The sequence below is a fragment of the Undibacterium sp. TC4M20W genome (assembly GCF_049340245.1).
Taxonomy (GTDB): Bacteria; Pseudomonadota; Gammaproteobacteria; order Burkholderiales; family Burkholderiaceae_D; genus Undibacterium.
Map to the genome: position 1 here is coordinate 199,654 of NZ_JBMPPI010000001.1, position 15,461 is coordinate 215,114.

A 15,461-nucleotide genomic window follows, 5' to 3' on the forward strand; every position below is an offset into this window, starting at 1 on the left:
CCAGTAAAACATCGTCAAATCAAAGCAATAGCTGACCTGGGGTCAGCTATGCGTTATAATCCTGTTTCTCTTTCATTGGGGAGTAGCCTGCTCCGGTTAAATTCGGGGAAAACGCATCAACATACTTGGCCATCTGGTCATGGTGCGTTTGATACGATTTGCCGCAAGTGCGCCAATTGTATTGGGCAAGACCTTTGATAGTTATGTTTCCGCTGACCAGGGATGGGGCGGGATATAGCTGTCATCGGACAAACTGCCCCATCCCGCCTATTCTCATGGAAGCTTTTCTCGTCTCTGTACTCGCTGTCACCGTTGGTGAAATTGGTGATAAAACACAATTGCTCGCACTGCTATTGGCTGCCCGCTATAAAAAACCTGGCCCTATCGTGCTGGGCATTCTGGTCGCGACACTGGCCAATCACACCCTCGCTGGCCTGGTCGGGCAGTTGGTCGCCACGCATATCGATGCCACTGTCATGCGTTATCTGCTGGGCCTGTCTTTTTTAGCCATTGCTGCATGGACGCTGAAGCCGGATGAGATGGATGATGGTGGCATCAGCGAAAGCCGTTATGGCGTTTTCATGCTGACTTGCGTGACTTTTTTCATCGCTGAAATTGGTGACAAAACCCAGTTGGCGACAGTCGCGCTGGCCGCCAAATATTCTGACCTGACAATGGTCATCGCCGGCACCACACTGGGCATGCTGATTGCTGATGTACCAGCGGTATTCCTGGGCAAGATTGCTGCACCGAATTTTCCTTTCAAATACGTACGCTGGTGTGCTGCCGCAGTTTTTGCAATTCTGGGCCTGCTGGTATTGTTTGGGATGGAACTTAAATTTCCAGGAATATAAATTTATAGGAAGAGCTGATGCAGAATGAAGGCGGCCCGGCTTTCCCGGCCAGACACAACAACGCCAGCTTAATTCTGCAACAGGCTCTGCGCCATGTTGACATGACAAGACCATAGAATGATGATAGATACATGATTACGATTTACCACAATCCACGTTGCTCAAAATCGCGCGAAACCCTGGCGCTGGTGCAGGCGCATGCAGACGAAACTCAAATACCACTGCAAGTCATTGATTACCAAAAAAATCCTTTGAGCTTTGAGGAATTGCAAAGCCTGCTGGCTGCTTTGGGTAATGGTGATGCCGGTGGTGATGTCAATGGCAACATTCAGACCATGCTGCGCAATAACGAAGCTGAATATGCCAGCCTGAATCTGGCCGGCGCAGATGCAGCAACAGGCCTGGCTGCCATCGTAGCCCACCCGCACCTGTTGCAAAGACCGATAGTCACTTACCAGAATAAAGCGGCCATAGGACGTCCGCCGGAACACGTCCTCTCCCTGTTCAAGAAAGCCTGAGCCGCCATGTCAGAATTTAAACTTGCCGCTGGCAGCCACGTCAAATTTGGTGCTATATCCACCCAGTTGTATCCCATCCTGCGCCAGGGCCTGGCAGCAGACATGCCGCGCCAAAGCTTCCAGGAAGAAGCAGCTACGCCCGCAGGCGGCATCATGGTCGGTGAACTGATGGCTTATTTTGCTGCCTGCGCCGCCTTTTGCAAAGCCACCAGCAGCCTGCATCATGAGCACCAGCAAGTATTGGGCGAATTTGTCAATGCGCTGCAAAACCAGCATGGTGAAAAACCCCAGATGCCTGAACTAGAAAATATTGCAGTTGCCGCAGGCTTGCCAGTGATACTGGAAATAGAATTGGGGGAAGACTGCGCACTTAAGGCTGACACACACTTTGTCTCTGACAATGAAGCAGAGAAAAGCTGGAAGCTGTGGCGCAGTGGCATCTTGCAACGCGAGGGCGGCATCCCGGCATCCTGGATCAAGAAATTTTATTTCCCGCGCCTGCTTGATTATCGCGATGTCAGCAGTTCACGCAGCCCACGCTCTCTGGAACAAACCACGGATACGGCGCTGATGGTAGGCGGTCTCATGCAGTCCTGGCACAAGGATACACCGGCAGATTTATTGCATGCGTTTCGCAAGCAATATGGCAGGATCAATTTCTCCCAACACAGCAGTTTTGATGAAACTGCCCTGGAGCGCTTTTTCAACCTGAACCCCATGCTGGACCCTGCCACTCGTCTATTGAATCAAATGACGATATGGCAAGACATCGATGCCCTCGCCAAGAAGCAGGAAATTCCTCTGGCTTGAAAGACCTGCATAAGAAAATCCCGCCGTGAATTCAATCACCGGCGGGATTTTTTAATTGGAAGGACTGCGTTTGACAAAGAACAGCGCCGTACCTATCGCCATCAATATCCCGCCAAAAAAGCGGTTCTGGCTCTTCAGCCATTTAGGGTCGCGGAAATAACGCTGCATCGTGGATGCAGCAAATGCATAACCATGCATGACCACCAGATCAATCGCGCACATGGTCACTCCCAATATCAACAATTGCGGCAACAATGGCGCATCGTGAGAAATAAATTGGGGCAATACCGCCACCATGAAAATGATGCCCTTGGGATTAGTCGCATTCGTCAAAAAGCCCGTCAAAAAGCGTCTGGACATGGCTGGCACCTGGGTAGTGGTGGCTTGATCAGCACCGGCGTCATTCGCAGCAGGCACATCAATTTTGGCGCGCCATTGGCTGATACCCAGATAAATCAGGTACAGCGCACCTATAGTTTTGACAACGCTGAAAGCAAACTCTGACGCCATCAGGATAGAACCAACACCAGCACCGGCAATAGCCAGTATCAGCAACAAGCCTGCCTGCAAGCCCATGATGGTGCCACTGGCTTTTTTGACACCGTAATTCAAACCATGCGACATCGACAGCACTGCACCGGAGCCGGGTGACACTGCGATAACGCAGGCTGCAAAGAAGAAAGTAAGCCAGGTAGTGAAGTGCATGAGGTTCGTCCCGCTGAAATGATGAATAGTGTCAAGACATTGTAATGCCTGAGCATTATCCTTGCAGTAAGTGCTAGCACGTAGCGCGCGCTGCGTGCCTGCTGCTAGCCGCGCATCATGGCTGCCAGCAACTGGCTCTTGAGGGTTTTGATGAGCGCAGTCTCGTCTGGCGGTACACCTTCATCGGCGTTCACATTACGGTCTGCATAGAACAGGCCCAGCGGTTTTTTTTGTATGACCAGCGGCAGGATGATGAAACTGCGTGCGTCCGGCAATAATTGCTTATGCCAGTCTGGCAGCAGATTTTGTATCTTGGGTACAGAGGCATCGGATATCATCAGATCGACATTATTGCTCATTGCCAGATGGAACAGGTTCTGGTCTGGCTTGCCGCTGAAGGAAAAACCTCTTTGCCTTTCCTGATAATTCTCACCTATCGCCAGCCGCGCCACATAACGCACTGTCTGCAGGTCGCGCAGGCAGACTGCGGCAAAACGAAAACCCATGCTGCTATACAAGGTCTCCAGCACCAACAGGATCAGATCATTCAGTTTGAAGTTGTCAGACGCCAGCATTTGCGTCACATCCTGCACACCGGCCAGCAAGAGATCGCGGGCCTGCTTGGGCTTGCCGCTTGGGTGGCGCTCATCATTCTGGATTTCGCCAGCTTCATAATTTTGCAACAGCAGATCATTTGGCACACCATTGGTGGTGTTGTCATCAGCTTCACCGATATGGATATCGCCCATGGCAATATCCATACTCTTGGCCAGTTGCCTGGTTTCAGTCTCTACCTTGACGAGCATCTCATCGAGTACGGCCTGGTCAAAATCCAGTGCCTTGCCGTATTTTTGTAATAAGGGTTTGGCCTTTTCACTGAGGGTGCCAACACCGGCGCTCATGATGGTTGAAGCCAGCGCATCACTGAAACTGGCTACCTGACGCAGCCATTCAGCACGCGTGTTCACCTTCTTTAATTCACCGCCTGGTAAAGGAAGCAACGATTGCACAATAGTGTCAGGTATCTTCCACTCTTGCAGTGCCATTTCGCCAAAACGCTCATAACTGCACCCCAGCAGCGTGGAGGCTGCTTCCTGCGAAGTCGTCTGCCCGGTCTTTAACATGGCTTGTATGCGACTGTACAAGGGGTGGTCGTAGGAGGCCACCAGTATCTTGCCAACATTTTTGAACAGGGCAGCCACTGCCGCTTCTTCGCCATCCTGGAAGCGTCCACGCGCAGCCATTTCACGTCCGACTATACTGGCGCACAAGGCCTGTATCAACTCACGCCTGACGCTGTTGGCATGGCTTTTATCCTTGAAGCAATCTACCAGCAACATCGCCATGGCACTGGTCTTGATGCTGTTGAATCCAAGCAGGAATATGGCCCGTGAAATGGTGGTGACTGGTGCACCGGAACTGGTGCGGTAATGGATGGTATTCGACAGCCTCAGTATTTTTTGTGTCAGGGCGACATCGGCCAGCACAAAATGCGCGAGCTTGGCGACCGGGTCTTCACTGGATGAAGTAATTTCAACGACCTTGGTAATCGACACACCCAAGGTTGGCAAACTACTCTCTTCATTGATTTGCCTGATCAACCGGTCACGCGGCAATTCTGGTGCGTGCTGATCCAGATGTACAGAAGCTTGGATAGTCATGGTCTCCGCAACTACTTATTTTCTTAACAAAACCATACTGGAGCCTGGTTGCTTAATTTTTATATTTGATTTTTATCATTAATCTTTACTTGGCGACCCGGGCAGCATTGATGCCGTATTTTTTCTGCAATTCGTCATACAGGCCGCGTATCGCTTTCAGACGTGGATTCATGGGATCAAGGCGACGCGCGGACTCGATCAGATTGCGCGCCAATTCGCCAGTGGCATGATCCCAGCCCATGTTTTCCAGACATTTCAAGGCGGCCAGTGCGGCATTCAAGACCACTTGCGGGTTATCAGGTGACTTGCGTGCGGCAGCCGCCATCATTTCCACCGAACCGCGGAAATCGCCCTGCTTGGCTTTTTGTACACCCAGTGCCACCAGGTCCATGACCTCTTTTTGACTGCGTTGTGCGAGTTCCTTGGCAAGATGCCCTTTGCCTGCGCTTTCAAATACGCCCATGGCCTTGCTCATGACTTGCTGGTTGCTGGCGTTTTTCATGACGTCGAGAATAATCTCGGAAGCATTGTCTTCCTGATTATTTTCCAGACAACTTTTAGCCAGGCCCAGCTTGGCTTCCGTCGAAAGACCTATGTCTTCACGCGTTGCGGCCACGGCATTATCAAGTTCTTCACTGAGTCTGGCGTCACCGGTCTTGGCGTGCACCATAGCGGCAGAAATCGCCCGCACAGCGGCAGTTTTTTTCATGCCCACCATGTTTTTTTCAAGATCACGGATAACCGACTTGGCCTGCTCGGTATCCCCCTTTTTGACGAGGGCATCGACCAGATTCATATGATCTTCAGGGTCACGGAACTCGGAGAACTTGGCTTTGCTGACGACTTTTTTGAAGACATTTTCAGCGGTTTCTATATCCCCAGTCTCAAGGGATATCTTGCCCAGCTTGCGCAAACGCCTGACGGCATGGGGCGAAACGCCAACGGCGACATCAAGCACCTCTTTTGCCTCTGGCAACTCACCGACCATTTCATGGGTCTTGGCCAGCCAGTCATAGGCATCCATGTATTTATTATTTTCTGCTACCAGGTTTTTCAGGATTTCTTCAGCTTCCTGGTATTTACCCTGCATGAACAAGGTCTTTGCCAGGCCCAGACGCGCCCAGGCCACTGCCTTTAATTCGAATAAATGTTTATATAATTCCTCGGCCTCAGCCGCCTCACCCTGCACTACATGCAACTCGGCACGCAAGCGCATGAAGTCTATCGAGTACTTGGGAAAATCCCGCTCACCATGGTGGCAAGCCATAATGGCTTCGGGAATGGAGCCTTGCTCCATGAGACTATGAACATCGACAAAGGCCTTGCGTTTTTCCAGGGCGCGAATAACGCGCTCCAGCAGCATGTCGGCAGTAAATGGTTTGAGCAGGTAGTCGGAAGGCGCAAGTTCAGCCGCACTGACGACCTTGGCATAGGAGCGCTCTGCCGTCACCATGATGAAGATGGTCGATAAAGGTGCCAGCTTGTGGTGACGCATGTCTTCCAGCAGTTGCTGACCATCCTGGCCTACACCCAGATCATATTCACAAAGGATCAGGTCAAACACCTTGGCCTGTATCGTACGCACAGCAATACCCGCAGAAAGCCCGTGCTCTATCTTGGTGATGCCACAAAGATTCAGCATATTATGCAAACTGACCCGCATGCCTGCATGCGGCTCAATGAGCAATGCCCTGATATCGCTGAGTTCGCTCATTTCAACCTTTAGCGTAATTTATTGTTGATCTCGCTGTAGCACATGCCAGCCCGCCCCCTTGGTCAGCATGCCCTATTAAGCCTGAGTAAGCTTAAATAGACAATTTCATTATATTAAAGTGACGGCGTAAAGATATGGAAACTTTACCCCCATATGACAACAATGTTGCACGGCTTTAACATATTTAACGCATTTTGAGACTGGAGGCGGATTAAGCCTGTCTTATTGCAACACCATCACGTGCTGATTATTTGAATATCCTGGCTACCAGCAGGACGAATAATGAAATCAATATGGTGGAAGCGAAGGGAAAGGAAAAACTGCGGCCAAACAATTTGAAACGCACATCACCTGGTAAACGGCCTATGCCCAGCTTTTCCAGCCAGGGCAGCAGGCTGGAAAATACCACGACAGCGACAAAGATGGTCAATACCCAGCGTATCAAAGCCTGCTCCTGTTCAGTTTGTAGATGCTAATTTTATAATTAGCATCAATCAGGCAACCATCATAAGCGGTGACTGCGGTCCAAACGTAATAAATTTTCTGACAATTCTACGCCCTGCCCCATGACCAGCACTTTAAACAACTCACCCATTTCCGCTGGCGACACCAGTTTTTGCAGGGCATTTGCCTGGGGCAGGTAGTCCATGACTTGTTCTGGTGAAGTGCGCGCCAATACATCGGCAATGCCTGCCGCAGTCAAAAAGCCAGCCTGACTGGTGTAATTCAATAACTCCAGTCCCGCTGCCAGGCCAGCCCTGGCCATGGCAGTAAAATCGACATGGGCAGTGATGTCCTGCAAACCTGGTAAATAAAAGGGATCAGGGTGGGCATGATGGCGGTAATGGCACATCAGGCTACCCTGCTCGCGTTGTGGGTGATAATACTCTGCCGCCGGGAAACCATAATCGATCAGTATCGCTGCTGCTGGCTTGCCGCTGGCAAGCAGCATGACGGCCAGGCTGTGCATGAAACCAGTAGCTATCGCATGAACTTCCGTCAGATAACCAGTTGGTAATTCATCTGCATAAGGAATTTGCGTAATCTTGTCTGAACTGCATGCCTGTGGCTGTTCGCGGAAAATCAGTCTTGGCGCACTTTCTTTATCGACCACCGCCACGCCGACCTCATGCCAGCCATCAGCCGTCTTGATGACAAGTTCGACAGGCATGGCATCAAGCACCTCATTCCCCAGTACTATGCCAGAAAAAGAGTCTGGCATTTTTTGCAACCATTGCACCTGTGGGAAGCCTTTCAGCAATTCTTCCTGACGTGCACGCAGTTCGCCGGACAATTCCACGATAAAATAGCGCTCTATCGCGATTCCAGACAATTGACATTCCGACAAAAAATCCAGGGCAAGCTTGCCCGTGCCTGCACCGAACTCCATGACTTCGGCTGCAGTTTGACTGAATAACTGACTTGCCAGCCTGGCCAGGGTGGCCCCAAATAGCGGCGACATTTCCGGTGCGGTTGTAAAATCACCGTCTTTGCCTAATTTTGTGGCACCACCGCTGTAATAGCCAAGGTCAGGCGCATACAGCGCCAGTTCCATGTAGCGCGAAAACGTTATCCAGCCCTGATGTTGGTGGATGTCGTTGATAATCAGTTGTTGCAAGGCAGATGAAGCGGCCAGCGCATCATCGCCAGGCACAGGTAAAGATAATTTATGCATAGCCGCATTGTATTGAAAACACAGTAATCCTTGTCAAGAATTTCCATGAGAGACGTATGAGCAGCAACAGCCAAAAAAACCGCACAGCACTAATCACCGGTGCCGCCAAACGCATAGGGCGGCATATCGCCCTGCATATGGCGCGGCAGGGTTGGGATATTCTTGTCCATTATGGCAATTCGGCAGCTGAAGCACAGACCCTGGTGACAGAAATCCAGGCACTGGGCCGCCGTGCCCACGCCTTGCAGGCCGACCTGGCAGATGAAACAGCAACGCATGCCTTGCTGCCCGCAGCGATAGCCGCCATGGGCAAGATAGATTGCATCGTCAATAATGCATCACTGTTTTCAGAAGATGATGTGCACAGCTTCAGCCACGCCAGCCTTGATAGGCATATGCATGCCAACCTGGCCGCACCCATCATATTGGCACAAGCCCTGCATGCGGCAACTGCAGATGGCGAACAGACTTGCGTCATCAACCTGCTGGATCAAAAGCTGTACAACCTGAACCCCGATTTTTTGTCTTACACCCTGTCCAAGGCAGCCCTGCAATGTGCGACCACAACACTGGCACAGGCACTGGCCCCAAAAGTGCGGGTAGTGGGCGTTGCACCCGGCATCACCATGGAATCAGGCCATCAAAGCACGGCAGACTTCCAGCAGGCGCACCAGGTCACGCCACTCGGCCGTTCCAGCACCCCTGAGGATATTGCCCGCACCGTCTGTTTTCTGGCTGACAGCCCTGCCATGACTGGCACCACCATCCTCGTTGATGGCGGCCAGCACCTTATTCCCTTGCAGCGCGATGTCATGTTCCTGGCGACTGCAAACCAATCTATTTCACCTTAATCCCGGGACCACCATGTTATCCATCCTGCATCACCCCCAGCTCTCAGACTGCCGCCGCCTGTTCTTGCGCAATTATGAAATCTCCATCAACATCGGCGTGCATGAGTTCGAGAAAAAGGGCGAGCAGCGCGTGCTCTTCAATGTGGACCTGTATATCCCGCTGGCGCTGTCTACACCCAAGGATGACCAGTTGGAAGAAGTCGTCGATTATGATTTCATGCGTTGCACGATAGCCGACCGCATTTCCAAAGGCCATGTACATCTGCAGGAAACCCTGTGTGATGATGTCGCAGCTATCATGCTGGCACATCCCAAAGTACGCGCAGTGCGCATCTCTACCATGAAGCCAGATGTCTATCCAGATTGCGAAGGCGTAGGCGTAGAAGTATTCAAGATCAAAACCGACATTTAAGCCCGAATTTACGCAAGAATTTAAAGCCATATCATGCAAGCTCTGAACGATACATTGATGGACACCCCGGTCGAAGTAAAAGCCACGGTCAAGTCACAGGAAAAAATCACCTACGAAAACAATAAGCTGCACAAGCGCTTATGCCGCCTGGTTGGCCAGGCGATAGGTGATTTCAATATGATAGAAGAAGGCGACAAGGTCATGGTTTGCCTTTCTGGTGGCAAGGATAGCTATGCCCTGCTGGATATCCTGATGACCCTGCGGGAACGTGCGCCCATCAATTTCGATATCGTCGCGGTTAACCTCGATCAAAAGCAGCCTAACTTCCCCGACCATATCCTGCCAGCTTATCTGGAAAAACTGGGCATACCCTACCATATAGAAAATCAGGATACCTATAGCATAGTCAAGCGTCTGATCCCTGAAGGTAAGACGACTTGCTCGCTGTGCTCACGCCTGCGCCGTGGTATTTTGTACCGCGTGGCCGATGAACTGGGTGCCACCAAGATCGCGCTTGGCCATCATCGTGACGATATCCTGGAAACTTTTTTCCTGAACATGTTCTTCGGCGGAAAACTCAAGGGCATGCCAGCCAAGCTGCAATCTGATGATGGCAAACACATCGTCATCCGCCCCCTGGCTTATGTCAAAGAGTCGGATACTGAACGTTATGCCGAAGTCAAAAACTTCCCCATCATCCCCTGCGATTTATGCGGCTCGCAAGAGAATCTGCAACGCAAACAAATCAAGGGCCTGATGCGTGAATGGGACAAGAAATTCCCTGGACGTGTAGATAATATCTTTGCATCCTTATCCACCGTAGCACCTTCACATCTGATGGACAAGAACTTGTTCAACTTCAAGGATTTGAAAATCGATGGCGAGGCAAATCCGAATGGTGATATCGCTTTTGATGATGAGCCGTGTGCAACACCTGCTGCGGGTGTGATTTCGCTACATCTGGATCAGGATTAAAAAATAGCTGCTGCGTGAGCGCCTGATACGACTCACGTAATCAAGCGCTAGGATTTCAGCTCCGCCGCCAGAAAATCGACAAAGCTGCGGATCTTGGCGCTAGGGCGGCGGTTTGGTAGCATCAATACATGTAGAGGGCGGCTGAGTGGCGTTTCATGCGGCAGCACCCTCACCAGCTTTCCCGTGAGCAGATCGTCACTCACCAAAACCTCGGCCAACAGGGCGATGCCAAGCCCGCCCAATGCCGCAGCACGTTGCGAGTGGCCACTATTGACGCGCAAGCGTCCGCGCACCGACACTGGTATCTGGCCGGTCGCCTGGACAAAAAACCACACCCCCGGCGTTGATGAGCCAGTAAAATCAACGCACTGGTGCTGGACCAGATCAGCCAATATTTTAGGCTCGCCACAACGCGCTATGTAGGCTGGCGAGGCACATGGCACCAACCGCAAAGGCGCCAGCGAGCGGCCTATGAGGCCGGAGTTGGGTAATTCGCCACCGCGTATCGCCACATCAAACCCCTGATCCAATAAATCAACCCGGCTGTCATTGAGGACTAACTCAATCTCAACTTCAGGATGTTTTTCCAGATATGCCGTGATGATCGCTGGCAGCACCACCGAACCTATCGAATGTGGTGCCGTCACTCGCAATATGCCGCGCGGTGCAGCATGCAGGCCAAGGGCATCGGCTTCAGCCCCTTCCAGTTCAGCCATGATGGTCTTGCAGCGCTCATAAAAAGCCATGCCGAGTTCAGTCAGCTTCTGACGGCGTGTTGTGCGGTTCAGCAGCAGGCCGCCCAGATGGGCTTCGAGATAGCGTATGTGATTGCCCACCATCGGTGCTGACAGATTGGTGGCATCAGCGGCGGCTGCAAAGCTGCCTTTTTCTACCACTTTGACAAAGGTGTTGATGGCAGCAAAACGGTCCATTCATTAATCCTATTTACGAGTCTATGCGCGATATTACTATTTTTCCAGGCGTTTGTTGCGGGCAAGATGGCACTGTTCTCTCCCGAACGACAACTAATAGGAAAATATCATGACTACATTAAATCGCATTCTCGCTGTCGGTGCCGCTGGTAAATTTGCTGGCCTGGTTGTTCCTGAACTGGTCAAACGCGGCGCGATTGTGCGCGGCCTGGTCCGCAATCCAGAAAAAGCGGAAGAAGCACGTGCGAATGGCGTGACAGAAATCGCCATCGGTGATCTGAGCGACCGCGCTGCGATTGAATCTGCCCTGCAAGGCGTAGATGGCGTTTTTTACCTGGCACCAGCTTTCCTGCAAGACGAAGCGCAAGTTGGGGTGCAACTGGTTGAAGCTGCCAAAGCGGCAGGTGTGCGCCGCTTCGTATTCTCAGGCGCGATACACCCGGTCATTAGTCAACTGGCCAATCATAATGGCAAGCCAGCGGTGGAAGAAGCATTAATACGTTCTGGCATGCAGTACACCTTGTTGCAACCTGGTGTTTTCTATCAAAACATGGCACCAGCCCTGCCAGTGGCAGCCGAGCATGGCGTTTTTGCAGAACCATTTTCAAGCACTTCAACCCTGGGCCGGGTGGATTATCGCGACGTGGCCGAAGTGGCCGCGCTTGCATTGACCGGAGATGCCCTGGCGTATGGCACGTTTGAATTGACCGCTGGCGAAAATACCGATCGCGCCCATGTGGTACGCATCATGGGCGAAGTACTGGGACGCGAAGTCAAGTCAGTGACACCTACGTTCGAGCAATGGACAGCCATGGTCCATCTGCCAGATGCTGTTCGCCCCACGCAGATGTTGCGCGCTATGTATGCGTATTACGACAGGCATGGCTTACAAGGCAACTCGCTGACTTTGCGTGCAATCCTGGGCAGGGAACCACGCAGCCTCAAAGCTTATTTCACCGAGCTGGCACAGGACCAATCCTTGGCTAACTCTCGCTAAGGACATAGGTATGACAACGAAGCATAACTCGTACATTGCCAGGGAAACTGCAATCAATACGGTATTCAGTGTTGTTCTCAGTATCGCGTTTGCGTTCCTGTTTTTTCAATCGGACACCCATATCGATTTGGGCAGCCGTAAGGTTGTTCTGGATATCGTGCCACAAAGCTTCGCGGTTGCTTTTATGAGCTCACTGATACCGTCGCTGTTGACCCGCCAGCGTCGTAGTAGTGGAAAACTGCAAACACTGGAAGGCAAGCATAGTTTGCCGCGCAATGTGTTTCTGCGAAGTGCAGTAGTGGGTGTCATTGTCACCACCATCTGCACGGCGGCCTACGCCATTCTCGGACCGGTGCAGGATGCAATTGTTCTGGTGCTTAGTCAATTTGTGGTGTTAAAGGCTGTTTTTGGTGGAATTTTATCGCTCGTCGTCACACCCATTGCTTTGATCACCGCTTTAAGGGATACATTATGAAATCACATAACACCATCATTCATCATCAACAACATGATCAGGATCGTGCCTTCATGGTGGACCTGCGCGCGGCACTGGCATCAGCCCCGAAACTTGAACTGACACCTGAAGCGCGCCCTGGCTTTGATGTTCTGATGAGCCAGGTGCCGCTTGCAGATGCAGTTGACTATGAGACGTCCAGCGTTGCCCGCATACCAGGTGCGTGGTGCAGTCCGGCTGGAGCGCAAAGTGATGCCGCCATCTTGTACTTGCATGGCGGCGGCTACGTGCTGGGCTCATCTGCCGCTTACCAGAACCTGGCTGGTCAGATCGCTGCCCGCGCTGGCGTCAAGGCCTTCGTACCTGATTATCGCCTGGCACCTGAGCATCGTTTCCCTGGTGCTTTGGAAGATGCCATCGCGGCTTACAAGGGCTTGATTGCGCTGGGCTACCGACGTATCGCCCTGGTAGGCGATTCTGCAGGTGGTGGATTGGCGCTGGCCTTGCTGTCGCGCTTGCAAGAGCTTGCCGGAACAGGTCTGATAACACCAGTTTGTGCAGCAGTCATGTCACCCTGGACCGACCTTAGCCTGTCTGGCGCATCAATGAGTACAAGGGCTGCACATGATCCATTATTAAGCCGCGAAGTATTGGCCGAGGCTGCCGCGCTTTATCTGGGCAATCAGGATGTCGATACCAAAGACCCTCTGGTTTCTGCATTGTTTGCCCGGCATGAAGGAATCGCCCCTGTCAGGCTGCATGTCGGAGCAGACGAAGTGCTGATGGACGATGCTATCCGCTATGCGCAAATACTCAGCGCGACAGGCGGAACGACTGAGGTGCATGTGTGGGAAGGAATGACGCATGTCTTTCCCGCCAGCCTGTCAACATTGATAGCCGCCCATGAGGCACTGGACGACATTGCTAATTTTTTGCGCCAGCATCTGACGTAAGCAATCAATTTTCCATGGCACAATTGAAACAATGATCGCCAGGCAGCATCCGTCCTTATGTCTGTCCTTTATGTCTATCCTTTATAACTCAGGCAATCCTGTTGCCCGCTTTCCAGACACCCATGACAACAGGTATGCCACGTACTACACGCACGCGTAAAAAGTCAGCACGCAAGCCAACTGCAATCTCTCCCCTGTCATGCAGACCTATCATGCGCGCCGGATTGCGCGTCACGGTCGCCACTGCCTTGGGCAAACCAAAGCCTTCATTTTGCAGCAGGAAAGCTGCATGCAAGAGGCTGGCAGGCACATAGTCTGAAGACAATACATCGAGTAAGTCCAGGCGCGCCAATTCTGCTGCCGATACATTGCCGGAATGTGAACCACCACGCACCATATTCGGCGCGCCCATGATGATGCCCAGGCCCTGTTCGCGGGCAGCACGGGCAGCAGCAACGGTGGTGGGGAATTCAGATATTGTCACACCATCATCAACACCTTCAGCCACATGTTCTACTGTCGTATCATCATGGGTAGCCAGCGGTACAGGCACGTCCAGTTCACGGCAACTGGCGACGATGGCGCGGCGGTTGGATGCTGCATAAGCGACTTGCCTGAGCAGCAAACGCTCCAGCATGGAGTCGACTTTTTCTTCGCTCCAGCCGCGCTTGCCGGATACATAGACACGGTAATGTGTCAGGTCTGTCCACTGCCTTTGGCCAGGTGTATGGTCCATCAAGGAAACCAGCTTCAGGCGATCGTCATACAGATAAGGAGCGAACATGTCCAGCAAGCCTTCTTCCGCCAGTTCCAGGCGCATGTGCAGGAAGTGGTCTGCCCGCAGGATGCCTGAGTCTGCGGCCATGCGCAAACCTTGGGTACAAGAATCGAGAGTGTCATTGCGCAGGCTGTCTGAATCGATGTCACCGACTGAAATTGCATCAAGCACAGTCGTGATACCGGATGCAGCGATCTGGGCATCATGCGCCAAAATAGCAGGCAGTGTAGGCCAGACTACCTTGGGGCGTGGCATCAGGTGTTTTTCCAGATTGTCGGTATGCAGCTCTACCATGCCGGGCAAGAGATAATCGCCTTGCCAGTCATCTGTACCCGTGACACTGGAAGCACGCGCTGCTTCAGTCAAGTCAGCTATCCTGCCCTGCTCTACCAGCATGGAACCGCTGATGACTTCATCGGCCAAAACAATTTTTGCGTTTTCTATTCTGTTCATCATGCTGCCACCAAAGAGACTGCTGCGGGGATGGAAAAAATCCTGGTCGCCAGCGCCTGGCGCACCACTTCATCATGGAAGATGCCGACAACAGCAGCACCGCGTTCGCGTGCGGCATTGATCATGTCGATGACGGTGGCGCGATTGGCTTCATCCAGTGAGGCAGTTGGCTCATCAAGCAAGAGTATGGGGTAATCGCAAATCATGGTGCGGGCAATATTCACGCGTTGTTGTTCACCGCCAGAAAAAGTCGCAGGCGGGATTTGCCACAGGCGTTTGGGTATGCGCAGGCGTGACAAGAGTTCTTCTGCCTGTTCATAAGCAGCCTGCTTTTCCACGCCGCGCATGAGCAAGGGTTCTGCCACCAGGTCCAGTGTACTGATACGTGGTATCACACGCAGGAACTGGGTCACGAAACCCAGGGTACTATGCCTGACTGCCAGCACTTGTTGTGCAGGTGCAGATTGCACATCGACCCAGCCGCCGTCATCTGCATCACCCTTGTGCCAGATATTCACTCTGCCACTGCTGGCACGGTAATTGGCATACAGGCAGCGCAGCAGGGTACTCTTGCCTGCACCCGATGGCGCGTGGATGACTACGCATTCACCAGCATCTACCTGCATGTCTATTTTGGACAGGATGGACATTTCCTGCCCGCCTTGCAGGTGCAGGGTAAAGTCCTTGGACAAGCCTTCAACAACGATACGTTTCAACAT

At 52.2% G+C, this 15,461-nt stretch carries 17 protein-coding genes and 1 riboswitch; of the genes, 9 read left to right on the plus strand and 8 right to left on the minus strand.

Annotated elements, in window-relative coordinates:
- The first annotated feature begins 65 nt into the window (after positions 1-65).
- A riboswitch (yybP-ykoY riboswitch) is annotated at positions 66-183 on the plus strand.
- 92 nt (positions 184-275) lie between these two features.
- From ACO0LL_RS01000 to ACO0LL_RS01010, 3 genes are all read left to right on the plus strand, one after another.
- Positions 276-854 carry a TMEM165/GDT1 family protein gene (locus tag ACO0LL_RS01000; protein WP_422949025.1) on the plus strand — a complete coding sequence of 193 codons (579 nt, stop codon included), beginning with the start codon at positions 276-278 and terminating at the stop codon, positions 852-854.
- Between the two features lie 131 nt (positions 855-985).
- On the plus strand, positions 986-1,372 hold the full coding sequence (locus tag ACO0LL_RS01005) for an arsenate reductase family protein (protein ID WP_422949026.1): 387 nt from the start codon (positions 986-988) through the stop codon (positions 1,370-1,372).
- Positions 1,373-1,378: 6 nt separating this feature from the next.
- Positions 1,379-2,182: a hypothetical protein gene (locus tag ACO0LL_RS01010; protein ID WP_422949027.1), complete on the plus strand. Its 804-nt coding sequence runs from the start codon at positions 1,379-1,381 to the stop codon at positions 2,180-2,182.
- Between the two features lie 51 nt (positions 2,183-2,233).
- Here ACO0LL_RS01010 and ACO0LL_RS01015 read toward each other — a convergent pair whose 3' ends face one another.
- The 5 genes from ACO0LL_RS01015 to ACO0LL_RS01035 form a co-directional block, all read right to left on the minus strand.
- Positions 2,234-2,887 (minus strand): LysE family transporter, encoded by a 654-nt coding sequence (locus ACO0LL_RS01015; RefSeq protein ID WP_422949028.1) that lies wholly within the window; start codon positions 2,885-2,887, stop codon positions 2,234-2,236.
- A 104-nt stretch (positions 2,888-2,991) separates the two neighbouring features.
- Positions 2,992-4,548 carry an HDOD domain-containing protein gene (locus tag ACO0LL_RS01020; RefSeq protein ID WP_422949029.1) on the minus strand — a complete coding sequence of 519 codons (1,557 nt, stop codon included), beginning with the start codon at positions 4,546-4,548 and terminating at the stop codon, positions 2,992-2,994.
- A gap of 85 nt (positions 4,549-4,633) precedes the next feature.
- On the minus strand, positions 4,634-6,262 hold the full coding sequence (locus tag ACO0LL_RS01025) for a tetratricopeptide repeat protein (RefSeq protein ID WP_422949030.1): 1,629 nt from the start codon (positions 6,260-6,262) through the stop codon (positions 4,634-4,636).
- A gap of 247 nt (positions 6,263-6,509) precedes the next feature.
- The gene (locus tag ACO0LL_RS01030) at positions 6,510-6,707 is read right to left on the minus strand and encodes a DUF2905 domain-containing protein (RefSeq protein ID WP_422949031.1); all 198 of its coding nucleotides are present in this window, start codon (positions 6,705-6,707) and stop codon (positions 6,510-6,512) included.
- Between the two features lie 60 nt (positions 6,708-6,767).
- Positions 6,768-7,937, minus strand: a complete 1,170-nt coding sequence (locus tag ACO0LL_RS01035; protein WP_422949032.1) for a class I SAM-dependent methyltransferase — start codon at positions 7,935-7,937, stop codon at positions 6,768-6,770.
- A 56-nt stretch (positions 7,938-7,993) separates the two neighbouring features.
- Between ACO0LL_RS01035 and ACO0LL_RS01040 the strand changes: the two genes are divergently transcribed.
- Genes ACO0LL_RS01040 through ttcA form a run of 3 tightly spaced genes read left to right on the plus strand, consistent with a single transcriptional unit; the run spans position 7,994 to position 10,175 of the window.
- Positions 7,994-8,788, plus strand: coding sequence for an SDR family oxidoreductase (locus tag ACO0LL_RS01040; RefSeq protein WP_422949033.1), 795 nt, complete (start codon positions 7,994-7,996; stop codon positions 8,786-8,788).
- Positions 8,789-8,801: 13 nt separating this feature from the next.
- Positions 8,802-9,200, plus strand: a complete 399-nt coding sequence (locus ACO0LL_RS01045; RefSeq protein WP_422949034.1) for a dihydroneopterin aldolase — start codon at positions 8,802-8,804, stop codon at positions 9,198-9,200.
- A 33-nt stretch (positions 9,201-9,233) separates the two neighbouring features.
- Positions 9,234-10,175, plus strand: a complete 942-nt coding sequence (gene ttcA / locus ACO0LL_RS01050; RefSeq protein WP_422949035.1) for a tRNA 2-thiocytidine(32) synthetase TtcA — start codon at positions 9,234-9,236, stop codon at positions 10,173-10,175.
- A 47-nt stretch (positions 10,176-10,222) separates the two neighbouring features.
- Here ttcA and ACO0LL_RS01055 read toward each other — a convergent pair whose 3' ends face one another.
- Positions 10,223-11,107, minus strand: coding sequence for a LysR substrate-binding domain-containing protein (locus tag ACO0LL_RS01055; protein ID WP_422949036.1), 885 nt, complete (start codon positions 11,105-11,107; stop codon positions 10,223-10,225).
- A 109-nt stretch (positions 11,108-11,216) separates the two neighbouring features.
- Here ACO0LL_RS01055 and ACO0LL_RS01060 point away from each other — a divergent pair, with 109 nt between their 5' ends.
- From ACO0LL_RS01060 to ACO0LL_RS01070, 3 genes are read left to right on the plus strand one after another with little or no spacing between them, the layout of a single operon-like run.
- The gene (locus ACO0LL_RS01060; RefSeq protein WP_422949037.1) at positions 11,217-12,104 is read left to right on the plus strand and encodes an SDR family oxidoreductase; all 888 of its coding nucleotides are present in this window, start codon (positions 11,217-11,219) and stop codon (positions 12,102-12,104) included.
- Between the two features lie 10 nt (positions 12,105-12,114).
- The gene (locus ACO0LL_RS01065; RefSeq protein ID WP_422949038.1) at positions 12,115-12,579 is read left to right on the plus strand and encodes a hypothetical protein; all 465 of its coding nucleotides are present in this window, start codon (positions 12,115-12,117) and stop codon (positions 12,577-12,579) included.
- A complete protein-coding gene (locus ACO0LL_RS01070) occupies positions 12,576-13,511 on the plus strand; it encodes an alpha/beta hydrolase (protein WP_422949039.1) in 936 nt (311 codons plus the stop codon). Before ACO0LL_RS01065 ends, ACO0LL_RS01070 begins: the two co-directional genes overlap by 4 nt.
- 88 nt (positions 13,512-13,599) lie before the next feature.
- On the opposite strand, the gene ACO0LL_RS01075 is transcribed toward ACO0LL_RS01070, so the two are convergent.
- Positions 13,600-14,742 (minus strand): alpha-D-ribose 1-methylphosphonate 5-triphosphate diphosphatase, encoded by a 1,143-nt coding sequence (locus tag ACO0LL_RS01075; RefSeq protein ID WP_422949040.1) that lies wholly within the window; start codon positions 14,740-14,742, stop codon positions 13,600-13,602.
- Positions 14,742-15,461, minus strand: a complete 720-nt coding sequence (phnL, locus tag ACO0LL_RS01080) for a phosphonate C-P lyase system protein PhnL (RefSeq protein ID WP_422949041.1) — start codon at positions 15,459-15,461, stop codon at positions 14,742-14,744. Before phnL ends, ACO0LL_RS01075 begins: the two co-directional genes overlap by 1 nt.

Coding starts and splice junctions, on each gene's coding strand:
- ACO0LL_RS01060 (WP_422949037.1), top strand. CDS start 11,217: ATGACTACATTAAATCGCATTCTCGCTGTCGGTGCCGCTGGTAAATTT.
- phnL (WP_422949041.1), bottom strand. CDS start 15,461: ATGTTGAAACGTATCGTTGTTGAAGGCTTGTCCAAGGACTTTACCCTG.
- ACO0LL_RS01065 (WP_422949038.1), top strand. CDS start 12,115: ATGACAACGAAGCATAACTCGTACATTGCCAGGGAAACTGCAATCAAT.
- ACO0LL_RS01070 (WP_422949039.1), top strand. CDS start 12,576: ATGAAATCACATAACACCATCATTCATCATCAACAACATGATCAGGAT.
- ttcA (WP_422949035.1), top strand. CDS start 9,234: ATGCAAGCTCTGAACGATACATTGATGGACACCCCGGTCGAAGTAAAA.
- ACO0LL_RS01040 (WP_422949033.1), top strand. CDS start 7,994: ATGAGCAGCAACAGCCAAAAAAACCGCACAGCACTAATCACCGGTGCC.
- ACO0LL_RS01055 (WP_422949036.1), bottom strand. CDS start 11,107: ATGGACCGTTTTGCTGCCATCAACACCTTTGTCAAAGTGGTAGAAAAA.
- ACO0LL_RS01035 (WP_422949032.1), bottom strand. CDS start 7,937: ATGCATAAATTATCTTTACCTGTGCCTGGCGATGATGCGCTGGCCGCT.
- ACO0LL_RS01005 (WP_422949026.1), top strand. CDS start 986: ATGATTACGATTTACCACAATCCACGTTGCTCAAAATCGCGCGAAACC.
- ACO0LL_RS01045 (WP_422949034.1), top strand. CDS start 8,802: ATGTTATCCATCCTGCATCACCCCCAGCTCTCAGACTGCCGCCGCCTG.
- ACO0LL_RS01075 (WP_422949040.1), bottom strand. CDS start 14,742: ATGAACAGAATAGAAAACGCAAAAATTGTTTTGGCCGATGAAGTCATC.
- ACO0LL_RS01000 (WP_422949025.1), top strand. CDS start 276: ATGGAAGCTTTTCTCGTCTCTGTACTCGCTGTCACCGTTGGTGAAATT.
- ACO0LL_RS01025 (WP_422949030.1), bottom strand. CDS start 6,262: ATGAGCGAACTCAGCGATATCAGGGCATTGCTCATTGAGCCGCATGCA.
- ACO0LL_RS01015 (WP_422949028.1), bottom strand. CDS start 2,887: ATGCACTTCACTACCTGGCTTACTTTCTTCTTTGCAGCCTGCGTTATC.
- ACO0LL_RS01010 (WP_422949027.1), top strand. CDS start 1,379: ATGTCAGAATTTAAACTTGCCGCTGGCAGCCACGTCAAATTTGGTGCT.
- ACO0LL_RS01020 (WP_422949029.1), bottom strand. CDS start 4,548: ATGACTATCCAAGCTTCTGTACATCTGGATCAGCACGCACCAGAATTG.